The organism is Lysobacter sp. TAB13 (genome assembly GCF_052113885.1).
In the GTDB taxonomy this organism is placed as follows: domain Bacteria; phylum Pseudomonadota; class Gammaproteobacteria; order Xanthomonadales; family Xanthomonadaceae; genus Lysobacter; species Lysobacter gummosus.
Genome location: NZ_JBFRDR010000007.1, coordinates 61,768 through 79,828 on the forward strand (window position 1 = coordinate 61,768; position 18,061 = coordinate 79,828).

An 18,061-nucleotide genomic window follows, 5' to 3' on the forward strand; every position below is an offset into this window, starting at 1 on the left:
CAATTCGAAGGCCGCCCACTGTCATCCGTCGCGGGTGACAGTTCGCCGATCACCTGTCGCAACCCATTGCTCGGACGCGGTGGCCAAGGCCTGGGTGAACGATCGGCCGCCCCTACGCCCCGCTTCGGAAAACCACGATGCCCTATCGACTGAATGCTCTGTCTCTCGGCCTGACCCTGGTGCTGGCCGGCAGCCTCGCCGCGTGCAAACCCGCCACGAACGAAACCGCGTCCGCGCCGGCGCAAGCCACCGCCCCCGTCGCCGCGCCGGTCTCCGGCATCGATCTGACCGGCCTGGACAAGACGGTGAAGCCGGGCGACGACTTCGACGCGTTCGCCAACGGCGGCTGGCGCAAGAACTTCGAGATCCCCGCCGACCGCTCCAACTACGGCGCGTTTACCCAGCTGCTTGAGACCGCGGAGAAACGCAACGCCGAGCTGATCGCGGAACTGGCCGCCGGCAAGCCCGCGGCCGGCACCGACGCGCGCCGCATCGCCGATTTCCATACCGCCTACATGGACGAAGCCGGCACCGAGAAGCGCGGCCTGCAGGCGCTGCAGCCGCAGCTGGACGCGATCGGCGCGATCGCCTCGCCCGGCGATCTTTCGCGCGCGTTCGGCGCCGGCGTGCGCGCCGACACCGATCCGCTCAACTCGACCAACTTCCACACCGACAACCTGTTCGGCGTGTTCGTCGCCAAGGATCTGCAAGAGCCGGCTTATGTCGCCACGCTGATGCAGGGCGGCCTGGGCATGCCCGACCGCGAGTACTACCTGTCGTCCGACAAGGAGATGGTGGAGACGCGCAAGAAGTACGAAACCTATGTGATCGCGCTGCTGAAGCAGGCCGGCATCGCCGATGCCGACAGCAAGGCGAAGGCGATCATCGCCCTGGAAACCAAGATCGCCAAGGCGCACGCGCCGCTGGTCGATTCGCAGAACGTGCACAAGGCCAACAACCCCTGGGAAACCTCGGCGTTCGCCCAACGCGCCCCGGGCATCGAATGGGCGGCGTTCTTCGACGCGGCCGGACTGGCGGCGCAGAAGAAGATCGTCGCATGGCAACCCGGCGCGATCGCCGGCATCGCCCGCCTGGTCGGCAGTGAACCCTTGCCGGTGTGGAAGGATTACCTGACCTTCCACGCCCTGGACCATGCCGCCTGGAACGAGGCCCTGCGCGGCCCCGGCGAATTGCCCAAGGCCTACACCGACCTCGCCTTCGGCTTCCACGGCACTGCGCTCGCGGGCACGCCGCAGGCGCGCGAACGCGGCAAGCGCGCGCTCGATGCGACCAGTTCCGCGCTCGGCGACGCGCTGGGCAAGCTCTACGCGGCGAAGTACTTCCCGGCGGCGTCGAAGGCGAAAGTCGAGGAGATGGTCGGCAACATCCTCGCCGCCTTCGACGAACGCGTGGATTCGCTGACCTGGATGACGCCGCAGACCAAGGCCAAGGCGCGCGAGAAGGCCAAGTCGATGCGCGTGAGCGTCGGCTATCCCGAACGCTGGCGCGACTATGCCTCGCTCGACATTCGTCCCGACGACGCACTGGGCAACCGCCTGCGCGCGGAACTGCACGAATACCGCTACCAGCTCAGCAAACTCGGCCAACCGGTCGATAACGGCGAATGGTGGATGACGCCGCAAACGGTCAACGCCGTGCAACTGCCGCTGCAGAACGCGATGAACTTCCCGGCGGCGATCCTGGACAAGCCGTTCTTCGATCCCAACGCCGATGCAGCCGCGAACTACGGATCGATCGGCGCGGTGATCGGCCACGAAATCAGCCATGGCTTCGACGACACCGGCGCGGAGTTCGACGGCCAAGGCCGCCTGGCCAACTGGTGGACGCCGGCGGACACGCAGCATTTCGAGGAAGCCACGAAGAAACTCGCCGACCAGTACAGCGCCTATGAGCCGTTGCCGGGCCTGCACGTCAACGGCAAACAGACCTCGGGCGAGAACATCGCCGACGTGTCGGGCCTGACCATCGCCTACATGGCCTATCGCAAATCCCTCGGCGGCAAGCAGGCGCCGGTGATCGACGGCCTGAGCGGCGACCAGCGCTTCTTCCTCGCCTACGCCGAAACCTGGCGCAGCAAGATCCGCGATGCGGCCTTGCGCCAGCGCATCCTCACCGACGGCCACGCGCCGGCCGCGCAGCGCGCGCAGACCGTGCGCAACATCGACGCGTGGTACGACGCCTGGGGCGCGAAGCCGGGCGAGAAGCTGTATCTGGCGCCGGCCGATCGCATCAAGATCTGGTAACGGGCATCGCCGCAGGAAACCGTCGTCCCGGCCGCCGGCCGGCCGGGACGACAACGCGATCTCGCGTAGTCTGTGCGGGCGTCCAGTCCACCACCGGAGACACACCGTGAGCAATTCGGCACTCGCGACCTGGCATCGGATGGTCGAGACCCGCGATCCCTCTGGCCTGCACGCGCTGCTCGCCGAGGACGCCACCTTCCATTCGCCGGTCGTCCACACCCCGCAACACGGCCGCAAGCTGACGGCGTGGTACCTCAACGCGGCGTTCCAGGTGTTCTTCAACGACAGCTTCCGCTACGTGCGCGAGATCGTCGGCGACAGCGACGCGATGCTCGAATTCGAAACGCAGATCGACGGGATCATCGTCAACGGCGTCGACATCATCACCTGGAACGCAGCCGGGCAGATCACCCAGTTCAAGGTCATGCTGCGGCCGTTGAAGGCGATCAACCTGATCCATCAGCGCATGAGCGCGTCGCTGCAAGCCGGCCAGTAAGCGCGCGGGCAAGCCGCAAGCGAAGGCAGGGCGGAACCGCGCCCGCTCAGGTCAAGTGAAGCCCGCCATCCACATCGATCACGATGCCGGTGACGAACCCATTACGCACGAGGAAGGCGATCGCGTCGGCGACTTCCTCCGCTTGCCCGGCGCGGGCGAGCGGGGCCTTGCGGCTTTCGCGGTCGAACATGCCGGCGGGCTTGTCGTCCCACCACGGGGTATCGATCACGCCGGGAGACACGGCGTTCACCCGCAGCGGCGCGAGCTCGCGCGCCAGGGTCGGAACCAGACGGTTGATGGCGCCGTTGATCGCCGCGAGGCCCGCGGTCCCGGGATTGGCGAAGCGCCCCGACGCCGCGGACACGAAGGTGATCGAGCCGCCTTCGGCCAGATGCGGCAGCGCCGCCTGGGCGCTGTTGAAATGCACCCAGAACTTGGCCTGGAAGCCGCGCCGCACATCGTCCGCGGCGAGCGCGGCGAACGGCCCGGCGCCGGCGCCGCCCGACGCCGCGATGACCAGGTGACCGATCGGCGCGATCTGCGCGAACAGCCGGTCCAGCGATGCGCGATCGGCGGCGTCGGCGAGCTCCCCTCGCGCGCCCGGCCCCAGTTCGTTTATCGCCTTATCCAGTTTTTCCTGGTTGCGGCCGACGACGATCGTGGGCGTGCCCGAGCGCGCAAACAGCGCGGCGGCCGCAAGACCGATGCCGGAGGTGCCGCCGATCACGACGATGGGAGCCAATGCGGTCATGCGAGTTTCCTGGGGAGTCGGGCTGCGCTGGGATCGACGCGAATCTTCCGGCCGGGCGATCAGGCGGATTTATCGGATGCGAAAGCTGGCCTGTCAATGCCGCCGCCGGCGTGGCAGCGGCCCGTCGTCGGCGATCGATTGCGTTTGCGCTGAACGTGCTTTGAAATAAGGCACAGCCGAGCACGCACCCGGCCGAACCGGAGCCGTATGGACGCCACCCATTTATTCGAGCTGGTGATCGTGATGTTCATGGCGATCATCGCGCTGCACTACGTGGCGCATAAGCTCGGCCTGCCGCCGTCGGTGGGACTGCTCGCCGGCGGCGCGGCGCTGGCCTTCCTGCCGGGCCTGCCCAGCATCGCGGTCGATCCCGAACTGGTGCTGGTGATCTTCCTGCCGCCGTTGCTGCTCGACGGCGCCTGGTCCATCGCATTGGCGCGCCTGCGCCGCCACCTGATCGGCATCGGTTCGCTGGCCGTGGGCGCGGTGCTGTTCACCTGCATCGTCGTGGCCGTGGTGACGCATCTTCTGTTCCCGAGCTTGCCCTGGGCCGCTTGCGCCGTGCTCGGCGCGATCGTCTCGCCGCCCGACGCCGTTTCCGCCCGCGCGGTGCTGCAGCGGGTGAAGCTGCCGCGGCGCCTGCAGATCCTGCTCGAAGGCGAAAGCCTGCTCAACGATGCCAGCGGCCTGGTGCTGTTCCGCTTCGCCATCGCCGCGGGAATCACCGGGGCCTTCAGCGCGGCCGGTGCGGTGGGAAGTTTTTTCCTGCTGGCGCTGGGCGGCGCGCTGGTCGGCGCGGCGATCGGCACCGCCTGGGTCCTGCTGGTGCGCCGGCTGGGCGATGAGTATCTGATCATCGCCGCCACCGCGCTGTTGTCCTGGGCCTCTTACCTGCTCGGCGAAATGCTGCACGTATCGGGCGTCATCGCCACGGTGACCACGGGTTTGGTCGTCAGCTGGCATCAGAGCAACGTGCTTACCGCCTCCACCCGCATGCGCGGCACATCGTTCTGGGATGTCCTGGTGTTCCTGATGGAGGCTTCGGTCTTCATCCTGATCGGCCTGTCGCTGCGCGGCGTGGTCGAACGCGGCGGCGGCTTCGGCGTGGTGGCCTCGACGATGGGTTGGAACATCCTCGCGATCCTGGCCGCGCTGATCGTCGCCCGCTTCGCCTGGGTGTTCGGATCGGACTGGATCATCAAGCTGTGCAACGCGCTGGGCTTCAATCGCTACAAGCCCATCGGCGCGCGCGGCTCGACCATCCTGAGCTGGTCCGGCGTTCGCGGCGTGGTCACCCTGGCCCTGGCACTGAGCGTGCCGGAAGGCTTCCCCGGCCGCGATTTCATCCTGGTGACCTCGTTCGCGGTGATCTTCGCGACCGTGCTGGTGCAGGGCACGACGCTGGGACGGGTGATCGGCTGGGCGAAGCTGACCGAGCCGGACACGGAAAAACCGCGCCTGACCATGAGCCAGGCCGAAGCCGCCATGGCCCAGGTGCAGTTCGCGATCGTGCAGACTCTGGCCTACGACAGCGAAGGCAACCTCATCCATCCCAAGCTGCTGGAAAAGTATCAGCGCAAGTCGGTGGCGATCGTCGATTATGCCGAGCGCACCGAGCACTACACGCCGCTGATCCACGCCCACTTCGATGTCGTCCTGGAAGCCGTCGCCTGCGGACGCCGCGAACTCATCCGCCTGCACCGCGCCGGCGATATCGACGACGAGACGCTGCACGAACTGGAACGCGATCTCGACCTCGAAGAGCTGAGCGCGATTTCCGCCAAGGCGTGAGGGAGTGAACGACAGCGCCCCGGACTTACCCGGGGCGCTGCCTGATCGCATCGCTCAGCGCGCCGGCTCCGGCAGCGCCTGCAAATCCACGCGCGGCTTGAACCACGACGCGGTGCGGTTGAACGTGGTGCCGGGCGTGGCCGACTTGTCGAAGAAGCCGGCATTGCGCAGGTAGAAAGCCGGAGCGATGGCGCCGCCGGTGACGTCCAGGCGCTGGCGATTTTGCGCGGTCGCATCGACCGTCAGGCGCGCCGATTTCACTTCCGTCCATGCACCGTCGCTGCCGACCGCCCACTGGTTGCCGTACAGCGCCATGCGGTCGCGGTAGCCCAGGTCAGGGTTGAAGGATTCGATGAACGAGTACACGCCCTTGTGGTAGCTGGACAGGCCCTCGTACTTCCAGCTGGCGATGAACTTCCACTTGCAATCGCCGTAGCCGAGCAAGCACGGCGTGCCGAACCAGGCCGAGAACACCGTGTTGCCCTGCCCGTCCGGACGCGCCCGGGTGATGAAGCGATAGGTGTGGCCGGGCTTCCAGTCGTAACGCAGGAAGCTCTGGCCGCCGGTGCCTTCGCCGCCGAAGTCCTGCGCGATCACGTCCTTGCCTTTCTTCAGCAAGGTCGTCTTGCCGTTGGGCGCATCCCAGACCGAGAACAGCACGCGGCGCTCTGTGGCCGAATTGACCTGGATACCGAAATAGCCCTGGGCGAAGCCGTTGGCCATGAAGTACGAGCCGATCGGATCGTATTTCCTCGGCACGGTCAGCTCGCTGTAGAAATACTCCGTGTTCTCCGGGACCGCGAAGCCCAGATGCCCCGAAGGCCCGCGGCGCGACCAATAGAAGTTGGCCGGATCGTCGGCGAAGACCAGCCCCGCGGCGGTGGCGCTGCCGCCGACCTCCAGGCCGGAGATATCGCCATAGTAGTCGCCGTCGCTGCTGACGCCCTGCAGATCGACCTTGACGTAGCCCGGATGGCCGATGCTGAAGGTGCCGGCGTGGAACGAGGCCGTGTCGGTGCCCGACAGCGACGCGAGCCGGCGCTGGCCGTCGATGGATACCTCCACGGTGCTGCGGTTGGCGCCGTTCAAGGCGCCCACCAGCGAGACCTCCAGCTTGCCGGCCTGCTTGACGTAGAAGTACACGCTGGCGACGGCCTTGGCCGAGTTCCAGTTGTGCAGGCCGGTGTTGTCGACCAGCTCTTCGCCGTTCGCGGCGGGCCGGGTGATGAAGGCGTTGCCTCCCAGTGGAACGACGGTTTTCGTCTGCGCGAACGAGGAGCCGGGCAGGAGCGCCAGGGATAACAGGAACCAGAAAGCGAGATGTCGCATGGTCGTTCTCCGTATGCGAAGTTCGGGCGGTGCGTCGGGGAAAAAGCCGGCGATGAAGCGCTGCGCGTTCGGATTGCCTTCTCGCATTGCGTGTACCCCCATGGATCGGAACAGGCGCAATCGCGCGACGGCCACTGCGGCCGGCAAGGAATTCGCAGGCGCCGCATCGCAAGCGGCGTGCGTGTCGCCAAGTTGGGGGTAGGCGAGGTGGCGGCGATTACGTCACAGCCTTTCGAACAACGTCAATGGAGCGCGAGCCGTGTAATTCCGCGACCACGCCACGACGGGGCTTTGCGAGGATTAACAGGCGCCCATGAAATCTTTCCGCGGCCTTCGCGCGGGACGCGATGGCGCCAAACGCGCCGAAGGCGGTGGCCCAAGCGGCCGCTTTCGGCGCGTTCGACGGCTTTTCTATCGTCTGTAAATTTAAAACACATGTTTTCGATACCACCGCCGAAAAACAAGACGCACATAGCAGAATACAGCTGCATTGTGCATCGCAATGTGCATTTCCGCTGCGTGTAATATATTTTCACGACAGTCCAGGTGGGGCTGGACTGAGAGTCGTAGCGATGGCGTGGCAGCGGCGTTTCGCCGCGGCCATGCGATGGCCGGATTGCGTTACCGGCGCGGCGCTCGCGGTTGTGAATCGTGCAAGCCAGATCCGTTCCGCTTCATCCGGCGTGAGTTCTGCTCGATGACATTCGATTAGTTCAAACGACCCTCCAGCGACCATCGCCGCGCGCCACGGCGCAGCGGCAGCACACCTCATGCCATCGACAACAACGGACCCGATCGCCCCGGGTCCGTCGCATCGACGCGGCCTGTGGTTTCGATCATTCCTTCGGAGACCGCCATGACCTCGCAAGACCGTCGCCAATTCCTGAAACTGGCCGCCACCGCCGCGGTCATGGGCAGTCTGCCGCCTTCCATCCGCGCCGCGCTGGCGATACCGGCCGCGCGCGTCACCGGCACCATCATGGACGTGCAGCACGTGGTGATCCTGATGCAGGAAAACCGCTCGTTCGATCATTACTTCGGCGCCTTGAAGGGCGTGCGCGGATTCGGCGATCCGCGCCCCATTCCCCTGCCCGGCGGCGCGCCGGTGTGGCAGCAGCCGCGCGCGGTGGGTAGCGCGGACTACCTGTTGCCGTTTCATCTCGACACCCGCGTGACCTCCGCGCAATGCCTGGCCGATATTCCGCACAACTGGAAGGCCTCGTATCCGGCCTGGAAAGACAGCTACGAGGGCTGGGTTCCGGTCGAAGGCAAGAACTGCATGGGCCATTTCACCCGCAACGACCTGCCGTTCTACTACGCGCTGGCCGATGCGTTCACGGTATGCGACGCCTACTACTGCTCGGTCCACGGCCCGACCAATCCCAACCGCATGCACGTGTTCACCGGCACCAGCGGACTGGCGGTGGGCGACGACAACTTCCAGGCCGTGTACAACAACGACGACGGCAACTGGACCTCGGACATGTCGCGGGACAAGCCGAGCTTCAAGGGCCTGACCTGGTCCACCTACGCCGAAGGCCTGCAAAACGCCGGGATCTCGTGGCGCGTGTACCAGGAGTACGACAACTACGGCGACAACTCATTGCCGAGCTTCGCCAACTTCCGCAAGCTCGATCGCGAGTCCGAGCTGTACAAGCGCGGCCGCGCCTGGGTCGCCGGTTCGACCCAGGAAAACGCCTACACCTCGCGCGGCGAGCACCTGATCGCCGCCTTCGCCAAGGACGTACGCGAAGGCACCTTGCCGGCCGTGTCCTGGATCGTGCCGTCGGAGATCATGTCCGAGCATCCGGCGCATCCGCCGGCCTACGGCGAATCGCTGAGCGCGCGGATGCTGGAAGCGCTGGTGGCGAATCCGGAGGTGTGGTCGAAAACGGTGTTCATCATCAACTACGACGAGAACGGCGGTTTCTTCGATCACGTCCCGCCGCCGCTGCCGGCGCTGACCTACGCGATGGGCATGAGCACGGTCGATACCAGCACCGAAAGCTACAAGGGCGTTGCGGTCGGATTGGGCGTGCGCGTGCCGATGCTGGTCATCTCCCCATGGAGCAAGGGCGGCTGGGTCGATTCGCAGGTGTTCGATCACACCTCGGTTCTGCGTTTCCTGGAAAAACGCTTCGGCGTCATGGCGGAGAACATCGGCCCATGGCGCCGCACCGTCACCGGCGATCTGAGCACCGCCTTCGATTTTGCCGAGCCGCCCGACATGAGCTGGCCGGAGCTGCCGGACACCAGCGGCCATATCGCCGGCGCCGATCAAAGCTGCGGTTTCGCCAAGCCGCAGGCGCCGGAGGTGGGCGAGCAGACGATGCCGCACCAGGAATCCGGCCGGCGCCCGGCGCGGGCGCTGCCGTACCAGTTGCACACGCACGGACGAGTCGACACCGACGCGGGCCGGTATTGGCTGGATTTCGCCAACGAAGGCGTGGCCGGCGCGGGATTCAACGTCTATGCCGGCAACCGTATCGACGGGCCGTGGTTCTACACCCTCGGCGCGCCGGCCAACGGCGCCGGCCGCGTCGAGCTGTCGGACTACTGGAGCGCGCGCGCCGCCAGCAACGGCATCTACGACTTGTCGGTGTATGCGCCCAACGGCTTTCTGCGCGTATTCCGCGGCGACCTGGCGCTGGCCGCGGCCGGCAAGGCGAATCCGGAAGTCGAAGTGGACTACGACCTCATCAACCGCCGCCTGCTCCTGAAGTTCCGCAACAGCGGCACGGCCGCATGCAAGCTGACGATCCGCGCCAATCACTACCTGCGGCTCAAGCCGGTGTCGCTGAACCTGCGCGCCGGCGAGCTCAAGACCCTGTCCTGGCCGGTGCGCGAGAGCTATTACTGGTACGACGTCAGCGTGACGTCGAATTCCGATCCCCAGTACTTGCGGCGCATCGCCGGGCATATGGAAACCGGCGAGCCGAGCATGAGCGATCCGGCCATCGGCATGGCGGGCTGAGCGTCCACCGCGAGGGCGGCGGCATCTTCGCCGCCCTCGCTCGTAACATGCTTTAGATATCGCAACCGCTCACGGCCACATCCGGTTCTGCCACGCCTCCCACTGCTGCAGGCGCTGCGGGTCGGCGCCCATGGCGCGCGCTGTCATCAGGCTGTACTGGCTGGCCTGATACAGCGTGGTGTTGCCGGCCGCGAGGTAGTACAGGCCGTTGGGCTCCTGCATCAGCGGCGTGCGCGAACGGTCCAGGCAGAACGACATCCCGTGCACCGGTTCGGCTTCGCCGCCCATGGAGTAGTTGTTCGGATCGCAGCGGCGCCAGGACTCGGCCGGCACATCGCCGTACGCGCTCAGATACAGCTTGATCGAACCGTTGACCACCTTCAGCTGCAGGCCCGGCGCCAGCGTGTTGAGTGCGCGGTACGCCGACTGTTCGAAGCGGCCAAACGCGTATTCGAAAGCGACGATGGATCGAGCCCGCATCATCCTTCTCGCTGCGTTAACGACAGGCTATGGATAACTTACCTCCGCAGCCCAGCGCAGCATCACCGCCACCATCGATGTCAGTTGCTTAATGGAGAAAAGATCATGAGGAAGTTGTATCTGATCGCCCTGATGGGTTTCGCTTTCGCAATGAGCCAGAACGCATTCGCGGAAATCGTCAACGTGACCAACAGTGCCGACGGCGCGACCCGGGACAGCGCGATCGCCGCGGTCAAGGAAAAACTGACCGCCGCCTGCAAAGAGCGCGGCGGCACGCCCGATGCGAAGTCCTTCGAACTCGACGGCGAGCAGAAAAGCTCGAACCCCGATGTTCCCAAGCCGTTTCACATCGATGCCAGAATGAAATGCGACCTTCCGCAATCCTGACCCGGGCCCCGGCCGCCCCTGTGGGTTAGCCTGGACGCCAACGCAAAAGCCCCGCTTCGGCGGGGCTTTTGCGTTGGGGCCATGCGCCGATGGCGACCGCATCGGCGAGGTCGAACCTGGACCGCTTACTGCGCCCGGTCCGGCTTGGCTTCGTAGTAAGTCTTGAAAATACTGCGTCCCTGCGCTTCCGCCGCATCCCATTGCTGCGAGCTCAACTCATCGCCGTAACGAGTCGGGCCGCTGGCCCATAGCGCATCGAATTCGGAAACGCGTCGGCTGCGGACCAGATCGCGCGCATAGCGATACGCCATTTCCTGCATCCGGTCGCGAGGCAGCAAGCCACCCTGACCGGAATACGCCTCGATGTACTGGTCCAACGCGTCCGAATCTCCCGCAGCCAAGCCCTGCTGCAGCCATTCGCGCGCCAGCGCCCGCTGCGCGGCCATGCGCTCGATATCGGCGATCAGTTCATTGCGGTCACCGCTCGCCTGCTTGATCCAGGCGGAGACATAGGCGAGCCGGGCACCCTTGGCCTCTCCCCGACCGGCGCGCTCCAACCACAGCATAGACTCGTCCAGCAACGCACGGTCCAAGGTCGCACAGGCATTGTAGGTTTCAAGTTCACTGCTGATTCTGTTGCCCACGTTCTCCATGCTGCCTCGCGCCACGGGCGTTGAACCTGCCAGCTCTATTTCCTGATCCAGTTCCGCCAGCAGTTTTTGCGGCGCGTAGTCCTCCAGCGCCCTGCTGCATTGCCCATAGCGTATGCCCAAGGCATACGCGGCCTTAAGATCGCCGTGTTCCGCCGCCGTGCGGATTTCGCCATGGATTTCGTCGATCGGCAGCAGCCACCAACGCGCGTATGGGTCCCGTTTTTGCATTTCGGCCAGCATGCTCTCCATCGCGGCATGCGCCTTTGGCGAGCGTTGCGGAAGCTCAGACAAACGCCGGCGAAGCACATCGGCGGAATTCTGCGCACCCGGCGCCGAATGATTCTCCGGCCCGGTCGCCGCTGCATTCGCGAGTTCTATCCCCGGTGAGGGCACGCTGCGCACCGGCGTCAGCCGCGTCAGATAAAACCACCCGGCAAGCGCGGCGAGCGCCAACAATAATCCGCCCCACCCCAGCCAGCGTTTCATCGCGGCGCCCTGTGTTGTTGGAAGGCCTGCATGATTTCGGCCGATCGCAGCTGCGAATCGCGCACCTGCTGCGGATTGGACGCCGCCGGCAATTGCTCCTCCATCATGTTCACCACGCCCGCCGGCAATTTGCGCCCCGGCGCGGTCTGGCGATACGCCTTCCAGTAAGCCAGAGATTCCGTCGTATCGCGGCCCAGAAACGGCATGTTCCCGTGCGCGGCCGCCAATGCCAGCAGCGACTCAGGCTCGCCCGACTCGAATGCGCGGCGCAGGTAGCCGCGCGCGCGTTCGCGCCGCGCGACCACTTCGTCCGCCTTGTCCAGCAGATCGACATCGGAGGCGAAATCGTCGAACGCGAAACGTCCGTAGTCGGTCATCGCTTTCGTATGGCCCCGCTCCGCCGCCAATTCGAACCACAGGCGCGCGTCGCCCTTGCGCACCGACGCCGGAAGGTCGCCCACGCCGCCGCAGATCGCATCGGCTTCGTTCTTGGCGTACAGGAGCATGTCCAGCAGATCCGGATCGTCCAGCTTGCGGCTGCCCATGCGTATGGCGCCGCTGGCATGTGCGATCGCGCCCGCCAGCATCTGCGTGAACTCGCCGCCGGGTATCGGCTTGTACTCGCGGCAGCGGCTGATGATCTGGCCCAGGCGATAAGCCGCCGGCGCGTCGCCCGCGCGTGCGCGGACTTCAAGTTCCTTGTGGATGTCCCGGAACGCTCCGGTGGGCAGCGGCGCCGCGGCCGGGCCGGAATCCGCCACGCGCGCACCGCCAGTCGCCGCCACTGAAGCCGACGGCGGTGCCTCGCCCGTCTGACGGCCACGATTCAACACCCACCAACCGCCCAGGCCGACCGCGAGCACGACCAATCCCGTTATCAAGACCCCGACGATCCAGCGGCCCCTTGTGCGCCGTTCCATACCCACACTTGCCTCCTGCGATCCATGACGCCAGCCACGCGGCTCCACCGCGGGCTGAGTTTCGCACACCTGCGAACCGGCGTTTGCGGCCGCCTCGATAGCCCGCTCTCGATCCTGTCATGCCAGATCGAGGCGGCCGGCCACCGTCAACGCGGAAATCGCAAGATAGGGTAACTACCGGGCATCCAAACCCGACCCGCCCCGCTATTCTGCGCCCCCGATCCATTCGCGCATTTCGACAAGGCCGCACCCCGTATGAAAAAGATGCCCACAGTCATCGCCGGCCTGACCGTCTTCATGGCCTGCCTCGCCGGCATGCCGCCGGCCATGAGCGCCGGACTGCCTGCGCCCAGCGTCGACCTGCTGAAATGGCCGCGGATGTCGTCGAAGGATTTCGGTTGCTATCTGGAAAAGACCTTCGGCCATCGCGACAAGCGCTTCAATTGCTCCTTGAAGCGCTACGAGAACAAGGGCGATGTCTGCAATCCCACCGACGCTTACTACGAAGGCCCGGCCTTTCCCGACCGCCTGGCCGCCAAGGTGCATCCGCTCGCGACGAAAATCGATCTGGACTGGGAGCACGGCGATCTGCGCAGCGTGACCGTGACCCTGAAGGGAACATGGAACGAAGCCGAAGTGCGCAAGAGCTTTCATTTGCCGCGCAAGGAAGCATCCACCTCGACCGAAGCGGAAGTGCGCGCCTATCCGGAAAACCTGATGGACACCTCCGTCCAGTACCCGTTGAGCAGCGACGACGCCCTGGGCCGCCGCGCCAGCGACCCCGGCCGCGGCGTGACTTCGGTCGATCTCACCGGCTTCGATCACATGGGCGCGGCCGACATGGAATGCGAGGGCGACAAATAAGCATCGCGTATTGAACAACCCGGTCAGCTGCTTTCGCGATCGCGGTACATCGCCGCGCAAGCGCCTTGGATAACGTTCGGTCTCCAACCACTTCAGCAAGGACCGAACATGAAGAGTCGCACCTCGATGGCCGCTGCGGGCATGACGCTCGCGTTGTCCGGCTTGATCCCGCTCGCGGCGATGGCGCAAGACCCGATGGCGGCGCAGCATCGTCATTGCGAACGCGAGTTCGAACGCGCTTCCGAAGGCCTCGGCGATGCCTTTGCCCGCCGCGACCTCAACCGATTCATGGCCGGCTTCGCGGAAGATGCGGTGCAGGTCAACAGCCTCGGCCAGGTGCTCAACGGCAAGCCGGCGATCACCGCGTTCTATCGCGCGGTGATGGCCAACGAGTACGTGTTCAAGCGCACCTTGCTGGCGCAGACCATCAGCCAGTGTTCGAGCGCCGTGGTCGTCGACCGCATCGAGTTCACCATCCCGTCCGCCGGCATCACCCTGCACGCGATCGATGTCGCCAACTGGGCGAAGGTGCGCGGTCAATGGCGGTTGAGCGCGGATACGACCACGCCGATCGCCAAACCGTAGTCGGCACTGGCGATGCGCAGGTCGCGTGCGTGACGCAATGAGGCTCCACGCATCGCGACACGGCCGGGCATGGCGCGCCATGCCTGGCCGAACGCGTTTTCGCTACCTGCGTCCGTCGGCACTCAGCCGGCGTAGTAGGCCGGCTGATCGATGTCGGCCAACAGGCTCGGGCCGGTCGGCGTCCAGCCGAGCAGCTTGCGCGTGCGCTCGCTGGATACCGACATATCGCCGCCGGCCATGATGGCGAACCAACCGAAGTGATCGCGGTCGCGCGATTCGACTGGCAATCCGAGCCGGCGGCCGATCACTTCCGCGATCGATTTGAACGTTACCGATTCGTCCGCCACCGCGTGATACGCCGTTTCGGTTACACCCTGCTCCAGCGCAAGCCGGTAGACGCGCGCGGCGTCCGATCGGTGCACGCCGGACCAGCAGTTGTCGCCCGCGCCGATATAGGCCGACACGCCGTGCTGGCGCGCGGTGCGGACCAGGATGGGAACGAAGCCGTAGTCGCCGGCGCCGTGAACCGAAGGCGCCAGGCGCACCGTCGCGACGCGCACACCGCGCTCGCGAGCGGCCTGCGCGGCTTGCTCGGACTTGCGCGGCGATACCGACTTCGGCAGGTCCGCCTCGGTCGCGCCGCGCGCGATGCCCGCAAGGCCGGAGGTGACCAGCAACGGGCGATCCGAACCCTCCAGAGCGTCGGCCAGCGCCGCGATGACGCGCTGGTCCTGCTCCGCGTTCTCGGCGAACTTCGAAAAGTCGTGATTGAACGCGGTGTGGATCACCGCGTCCGCGATCGAAGCCGCATCGCGCAATCCATCGAGGTTTTCGAGCGTTCCGCGCACGACCTGCGCGCCGGTCGCCGCCAGAGCCGCGGCTTTTTCATCGGTCCGGGCGAGGCCGGCGACGGCGTGGCCGGCGCGAAGCAGCTCAGCCACCACCGCCGAGCCGACCCAGCCGGTCGCTCCTGTCACGAAAATGTTCAAGGCGATCTCCTGGAAATTTCTGAGATTGGACGCGACTTACGGCAGACGCATCGAAAGTTCGACGTCATCGGCAAAGGGAATCGACATATAGCCCGACGCCGGCGAGCGCACATGCGCCAGATAGTCCGGGCTGTAGTCGGCGTTGTCGGCGACGATCAGCGCGCCCGGCCGCAGACGGGTTTCCACCAGCGCCAGCACTTCGGGGTAAAGCGACTTGGCGCCGTCGAGCAACAGCAGGTCGATCGAATCGGGCAGGTCCAAGGCCAGGGTCTGCAGCGCGTCTCCCGCGCGAACCTCCACCAGATCGAGCAATCCGCCTTCGGCGAAGTGTTGCCTGGCGCGCGCGACCTTGACCGGCTCGAACTCCGTGGTGATGATCCGTCCGCCGCCGTTGTCGCGGACGGCCGCGGCCAGATGCAGCGTCGAGATCCCGAAAGAGGTGCCGAATTCGACGACGCTGCGGGCATTGCAGGCGCGCGCCAGCATGTAGAGCAGATGACCGGTTTCGCGCGAGACCGGAAGCCAGAGATCCTTCATCCGTTCATAGAAATCCAGGTACTCGGTTTTGCTCTGCATCAGACGCAAACGCTCGTCGCGCGACATCTCGGCGACCGCCGGGCTGGTCGCCGCATCGGCTTGTTTGAAGAGTCGATCGAGCAGCGGCGCAAGGGGTGAAACTGCAAGGGTGTTCATAGCGATATCTGCCTTGATTGGGTGAAATCTGGTGTCGACACACAATACGAATAAAGCGTCGTATTTTGTATTCGCATTAGATTTCGCGCGGTTAGAGCCGAGACAAATCGCCTGTTTTTCCCTGATATTTCGATGACAAACAACTTTCCTGACCGAGCGTCTTTCGGTCATCTCCGCATCGCGGTTCGCATTTTTCCGGCTCGCGAACCCGGCCTTCATGATTGCAGCAGCGGCCGAACAGGCTGTCTCACCGGCACTGCGCTGCGTTGGGCCACGAGTCGATCGCACCGCTTGGGGCGATGTACACGCTCATGTTCGCAGAGGCGGCGTGCCAGCTTTCCCGACTGGGCCTATGATGCGACCAGTTCGTCATCTCGAATCCGCATCGACAGGCCGGCCATGACCGATCGCAAAGCCCCCAGGATTTCTTCGCGGAAACAGCCGAAGCAGGCCAGATCGAATCAGCTCGTCACCGCGATCCTGCAGGCGGCCGCGCAGGTCCTGGCCGTGGAAGGCGCGCAGCGGTTCACCACCGCACGCGTCGCCGAGCGGGCCGGCGTCAGCGTCGGTTCGCTGTATCAGTACTTCCCCAACAAGGCCGCGATTCTGTTCCGCCTGCAGAGCGACGAATGGCAGCAGACGACCGACCTGCTGAGCGTCATCCTGAAAGATGTCGGGAAACCGCCGCATGAGCGGCTGAGGGCGCTGGTCCATGCCTTCGTCCGCTCCGAGTGCGACGAGGCGCAGATGCGGGTGGCGCTCAACGATGCCGCCCCGCTCTACCGCGACGCGCCCGAGACGAAGAAAGCCCGGGCCAGGGGCGAGCGCACGCTGCAGGCCTTCATGCGCGAGATCCTGCCGAACACGCCCGCGCCCGCGCGTATTCGCGCGGGCGATCTGATCGGCACGACGCTCAGCACCGTGGGGAAACAGTTCTCGGAAACGCCGCGCACCGCGCCGGAGATCAAGGCCTATGCGCAGGCCATGTCCGATATGTTCCTGGCCTATATCGATAGCATCGGCCGCGCCTAGGCGCCCGCTTCATCTATGGCGCATGGACGCTGTGCAGATGCGCCTCAACAGCGCGCTTACTGGATGACGTAACCCGAGAACCGCCACATGCCGTCCTCGTCCTGACGCAACGACACCAGCTCCGTCGCCGCGCGCTTGCCCTGGAACTGGCTGGAGAATTCGATGCTGGCGTACAGGCCAGGCGGAAGTTTGGCGCCGTTGCCCACCACTTCGCGCCGCACCGCGATCCAGTTGCGCGAGCTGGCCGCGCCCAGCGGCTTGCGGCTCTTGCCGACATAGCCGACGAAGTCGTCGCGCTTGGCGCTGCGCTTGGTCACACTCGAGGAGTTGTCCCACAACGCGCCGGCCTGATCGCGATCGATCGCCTGCAGCAGTTGCAGTGCGGAGTTAGCCAGGGTGTTGGGGTCGATATCGCGCGCGGCGGCTTGCTGGGTCGCCGGAGCCGATCGCGGCGCCTGGCCCTGGGCGATCGCCGATGCGGACACGACGCACAGCGCCGCTGCCATCGCGGTTACGAAAAATTTCATGGCCTTACCTCGGTTACTACGTGATGGATGAAAACGATGCGGCGATTCACTCTTCCACATCGGCCTTGATCTCGACGCGGCGGTTGGGCTGCAGGCAGGCGATCAAAGCGCTGCGCTGCATCGAAGCCTCGCAGTTGCCGACGACCGGCTCGGACTCGCCGCGACCTTCGGCGGAGATCACTCGGGCCGGCACGCCTTCCTCGATCAACAGCTGACGCACGGTTTCGGCGCGCTGGCGCGACAGCGCCTGATTGGCTTGATCGCCGCCGATCAGGTCGGTGTGTCCGATCACTCGCACCGCGCGCAGTGTCTTGGCATTGCGCAGTTCGCCGGCGATGCGCGCGACCTCCGCCCGGCCGCCCGCCTGCAGATCGCCGGCGCCGGCGCGGCCGAACGCGAACAAGGCGTCGGCGGACACGGAGAAATTACGCGTGGTCGCCGCCGCGGGAGCCGCCGCCATCGCGACGGGCTCGCGCAGCAGCTCGCCGCAGGTTTGCGGTTGCCAGTAGAAACTGCGCGCCAGATAGTTCTGGTCGAAAATCACCTTGTACTGGCAGGTGGTCACGCTGCCGTCGCGGCGGAAATGAAACAGGTAGTCCCATTCGCGAACGCCGGCGTAGCCTTCGTGGAAGTGCGGGCGTCCCAGCAGGTGATAAAGCTGCTCCTTGCCGACGCCGGGCGCGATCAGGCGCAGGTTGTCCAGGTTGGGAAAGGTTCCGTCTTTCAACACCGCGCGTTCCGGCGCCGGGAACACCACCTCGCCCGGCACGCCGTCGGCGGAGATGTCGCGACTGACATGTCGGGTACCGCAAGCGGACAACAGTCCCATCGCGACAGTGC

General features: G+C 65.6%; 17 protein-coding genes. 8 read left to right on the forward strand and 9 right to left on the reverse strand.

Going from position 1 to position 18,061, the window contains the following annotated elements:
• Positions 1–137: 137 nt before the first annotated feature.
• Together AB4Y92_RS10610 and AB4Y92_RS10615 are read left to right on the forward strand one after the other, a co-directional pair.
• On the forward strand, positions 138–2,264 hold the full coding sequence (locus AB4Y92_RS10610) for a M13 family metallopeptidase (protein ID WP_441819609.1): 2,127 nt from the start codon (positions 138–140) through the stop codon (positions 2,262–2,264).
• Positions 2,265–2,370: 106 nt separating this feature from the next.
• A complete protein-coding gene (locus tag AB4Y92_RS10615) occupies positions 2,371–2,760 on the forward strand; it encodes a nuclear transport factor 2 family protein (protein ID WP_441819610.1) in 390 nt (129 codons plus the stop codon).
• A gap of 46 nt (positions 2,761–2,806) precedes the next feature.
• Here the strand turns inward: AB4Y92_RS10615 and AB4Y92_RS10620 are convergent, their stop codons facing one another.
• The gene (locus tag AB4Y92_RS10620) at positions 2,807–3,487 is read right to left on the reverse strand and encodes an SDR family oxidoreductase (protein WP_441819611.1); all 681 of its coding nucleotides are present in this window, start codon (positions 3,485–3,487) and stop codon (positions 2,807–2,809) included.
• 231 nt (positions 3,488–3,718) lie between these two features.
• Between AB4Y92_RS10620 and AB4Y92_RS10625 the strand changes: the two genes are divergently transcribed.
• The gene (locus tag AB4Y92_RS10625) at positions 3,719–5,302 is read left to right on the forward strand and encodes a Na+/H+ antiporter (protein WP_441819612.1); all 1,584 of its coding nucleotides are present in this window, start codon (positions 3,719–3,721) and stop codon (positions 5,300–5,302) included.
• A gap of 54 nt (positions 5,303–5,356) precedes the next feature.
• On the opposite strand, the gene AB4Y92_RS10630 is transcribed toward AB4Y92_RS10625, so the two are convergent.
• Entirely contained in the window at positions 5,357–6,631 is a 1,275-nt protein-coding gene (locus AB4Y92_RS10630) for a DUF3472 domain-containing protein (protein ID WP_441819613.1), read from the reverse strand.
• Positions 6,632–7,487: 856 nt separating this feature from the next.
• On the opposite strand from AB4Y92_RS10630, the gene AB4Y92_RS10635 reads away from it, so the two are divergent.
• The gene (locus tag AB4Y92_RS10635; protein ID WP_441819614.1) at positions 7,488–9,605 is read left to right on the forward strand and encodes a phosphocholine-specific phospholipase C; all 2,118 of its coding nucleotides are present in this window, start codon (positions 7,488–7,490) and stop codon (positions 9,603–9,605) included.
• 69 nt (positions 9,606–9,674) lie between these two features.
• On the opposite strand, the gene AB4Y92_RS10640 is transcribed toward AB4Y92_RS10635, so the two are convergent.
• A complete protein-coding gene (locus tag AB4Y92_RS10640) occupies positions 9,675–10,085 on the reverse strand; it encodes a hypothetical protein (protein WP_441819615.1) in 411 nt (136 codons plus the stop codon).
• Positions 10,086–10,190: 105 nt separating this feature from the next.
• Here AB4Y92_RS10640 and AB4Y92_RS10645 point away from each other — a divergent pair, with 105 nt between their 5' ends.
• Complete coding sequence (locus AB4Y92_RS10645; protein ID WP_441819616.1) at positions 10,191–10,472, forward strand: hypothetical protein; 282 nt, start codon at positions 10,191–10,193, stop codon at positions 10,470–10,472.
• Between the two features lie 125 nt (positions 10,473–10,597).
• Here the strand turns inward: AB4Y92_RS10645 and AB4Y92_RS10650 are convergent, their stop codons facing one another.
• Positions 10,598–11,611 carry a hypothetical protein gene (locus tag AB4Y92_RS10650; protein WP_441819617.1) on the reverse strand — a complete coding sequence of 338 codons (1,014 nt, stop codon included), beginning with the start codon at positions 11,609–11,611 and terminating at the stop codon, positions 10,598–10,600.
• Positions 11,608–12,579 (reverse strand): hypothetical protein, encoded by a 972-nt coding sequence (locus AB4Y92_RS10655; RefSeq protein ID WP_441819618.1) that lies wholly within the window; start codon positions 12,577–12,579, stop codon positions 11,608–11,610. Before AB4Y92_RS10655 ends, AB4Y92_RS10650 begins: the two co-directional genes overlap by 4 nt.
• A gap of 216 nt (positions 12,580–12,795) precedes the next feature.
• Between AB4Y92_RS10655 and AB4Y92_RS10660 the strand changes: the two genes are divergently transcribed.
• Both AB4Y92_RS10660 and AB4Y92_RS10665 read left to right on the forward strand, forming a co-directional pair.
• Positions 12,796–13,395: a hypothetical protein gene (locus AB4Y92_RS10660; RefSeq protein WP_441819619.1), complete on the forward strand. Its 600-nt coding sequence runs from the start codon at positions 12,796–12,798 to the stop codon at positions 13,393–13,395.
• Between the two features lie 108 nt (positions 13,396–13,503).
• On the forward strand, positions 13,504–13,980 hold the full coding sequence (locus AB4Y92_RS10665; RefSeq protein ID WP_441819620.1) for a YybH family protein: 477 nt from the start codon (positions 13,504–13,506) through the stop codon (positions 13,978–13,980).
• Positions 13,981–14,102: 122 nt separating this feature from the next.
• On the opposite strand, the gene AB4Y92_RS10670 is transcribed toward AB4Y92_RS10665, so the two are convergent.
• Together AB4Y92_RS10670 and AB4Y92_RS10675 are read right to left on the reverse strand one after the other, a co-directional pair.
• Complete coding sequence (locus AB4Y92_RS10670; RefSeq protein WP_441819621.1) at positions 14,103–14,969, reverse strand: SDR family oxidoreductase; 867 nt, start codon at positions 14,967–14,969, stop codon at positions 14,103–14,105.
• 36 nt (positions 14,970–15,005) lie between these two features.
• A complete protein-coding gene (locus AB4Y92_RS10675; RefSeq protein WP_441819622.1) occupies positions 15,006–15,881 on the reverse strand; it encodes an O-methyltransferase in 876 nt (291 codons plus the stop codon).
• A 180-nt stretch (positions 15,882–16,061) separates the two neighbouring features.
• Here AB4Y92_RS10675 and AB4Y92_RS10680 point away from each other — a divergent pair, with 180 nt between their 5' ends.
• Positions 16,062–16,694 (forward strand): TetR family transcriptional regulator, encoded by a 633-nt coding sequence (locus AB4Y92_RS10680; protein WP_441819623.1) that lies wholly within the window; start codon positions 16,062–16,064, stop codon positions 16,692–16,694.
• Positions 16,695–16,750: 56 nt separating this feature from the next.
• Here AB4Y92_RS10680 and AB4Y92_RS10685 read toward each other — a convergent pair whose 3' ends face one another.
• Both AB4Y92_RS10685 and AB4Y92_RS10690 read right to left on the reverse strand, forming a co-directional pair.
• Complete coding sequence (locus tag AB4Y92_RS10685) at positions 16,751–17,221, reverse strand: DUF4019 domain-containing protein (protein ID WP_441819624.1); 471 nt, start codon at positions 17,219–17,221, stop codon at positions 16,751–16,753.
• A gap of 46 nt (positions 17,222–17,267) precedes the next feature.
• Positions 17,268–18,050: an OmpA family protein gene (locus AB4Y92_RS10690; protein ID WP_441819625.1), complete on the reverse strand. Its 783-nt coding sequence runs from the start codon at positions 18,048–18,050 to the stop codon at positions 17,268–17,270.
• Between the last annotated feature and the right edge of the window lie 11 nt (positions 18,051–18,061).

Excerpts from the sequence above, each read along its gene's own strand:
- AB4Y92_RS10640 (WP_441819615.1), bottom strand. The coding sequence starts at position 10,085 with ATGCGGGCTCGATCCATCGTCGCTTTCGAATACGCGTTTGGCCGCTTC.
- AB4Y92_RS10665 (WP_441819620.1), top strand. The coding sequence starts at position 13,504 with ATGAAGAGTCGCACCTCGATGGCCGCTGCGGGCATGACGCTCGCGTTG.
- AB4Y92_RS10675 (WP_441819622.1), bottom strand. The coding sequence starts at position 15,881 with ATGAAGGCCGGGTTCGCGAGCCGGAAAAATGCGAACCGCGATGCGGAG.
- AB4Y92_RS10685 (WP_441819624.1), bottom strand. The coding sequence starts at position 17,221 with ATGAAATTTTTCGTAACCGCGATGGCAGCGGCGCTGTGCGTCGTGTCC.
- AB4Y92_RS10680 (WP_441819623.1), top strand. The coding sequence starts at position 16,062 with ATGACCGATCGCAAAGCCCCCAGGATTTCTTCGCGGAAACAGCCGAAG.
- AB4Y92_RS10660 (WP_441819619.1), top strand. The coding sequence starts at position 12,796 with ATGCCCACAGTCATCGCCGGCCTGACCGTCTTCATGGCCTGCCTCGCC.
- AB4Y92_RS10635 (WP_441819614.1), top strand. The coding sequence starts at position 7,488 with ATGACCTCGCAAGACCGTCGCCAATTCCTGAAACTGGCCGCCACCGCC.
- AB4Y92_RS10650 (WP_441819617.1), bottom strand. The coding sequence starts at position 11,611 with ATGAAACGCTGGCTGGGGTGGGGCGGATTATTGTTGGCGCTCGCCGCG.
- AB4Y92_RS10690 (WP_441819625.1), bottom strand. The coding sequence starts at position 18,050 with ATGGGACTGTTGTCCGCTTGCGGTACCCGACATGTCAGTCGCGACATC.
- AB4Y92_RS10625 (WP_441819612.1), top strand. The coding sequence starts at position 3,719 with ATGGACGCCACCCATTTATTCGAGCTGGTGATCGTGATGTTCATGGCG.
- AB4Y92_RS10610 (WP_441819609.1), top strand. The coding sequence starts at position 138 with ATGCCCTATCGACTGAATGCTCTGTCTCTCGGCCTGACCCTGGTGCTG.
- AB4Y92_RS10630 (WP_441819613.1), bottom strand. The coding sequence starts at position 6,631 with ATGCGACATCTCGCTTTCTGGTTCCTGTTATCCCTGGCGCTCCTGCCC.
- AB4Y92_RS10645 (WP_441819616.1), top strand. The coding sequence starts at position 10,191 with ATGAGGAAGTTGTATCTGATCGCCCTGATGGGTTTCGCTTTCGCAATG.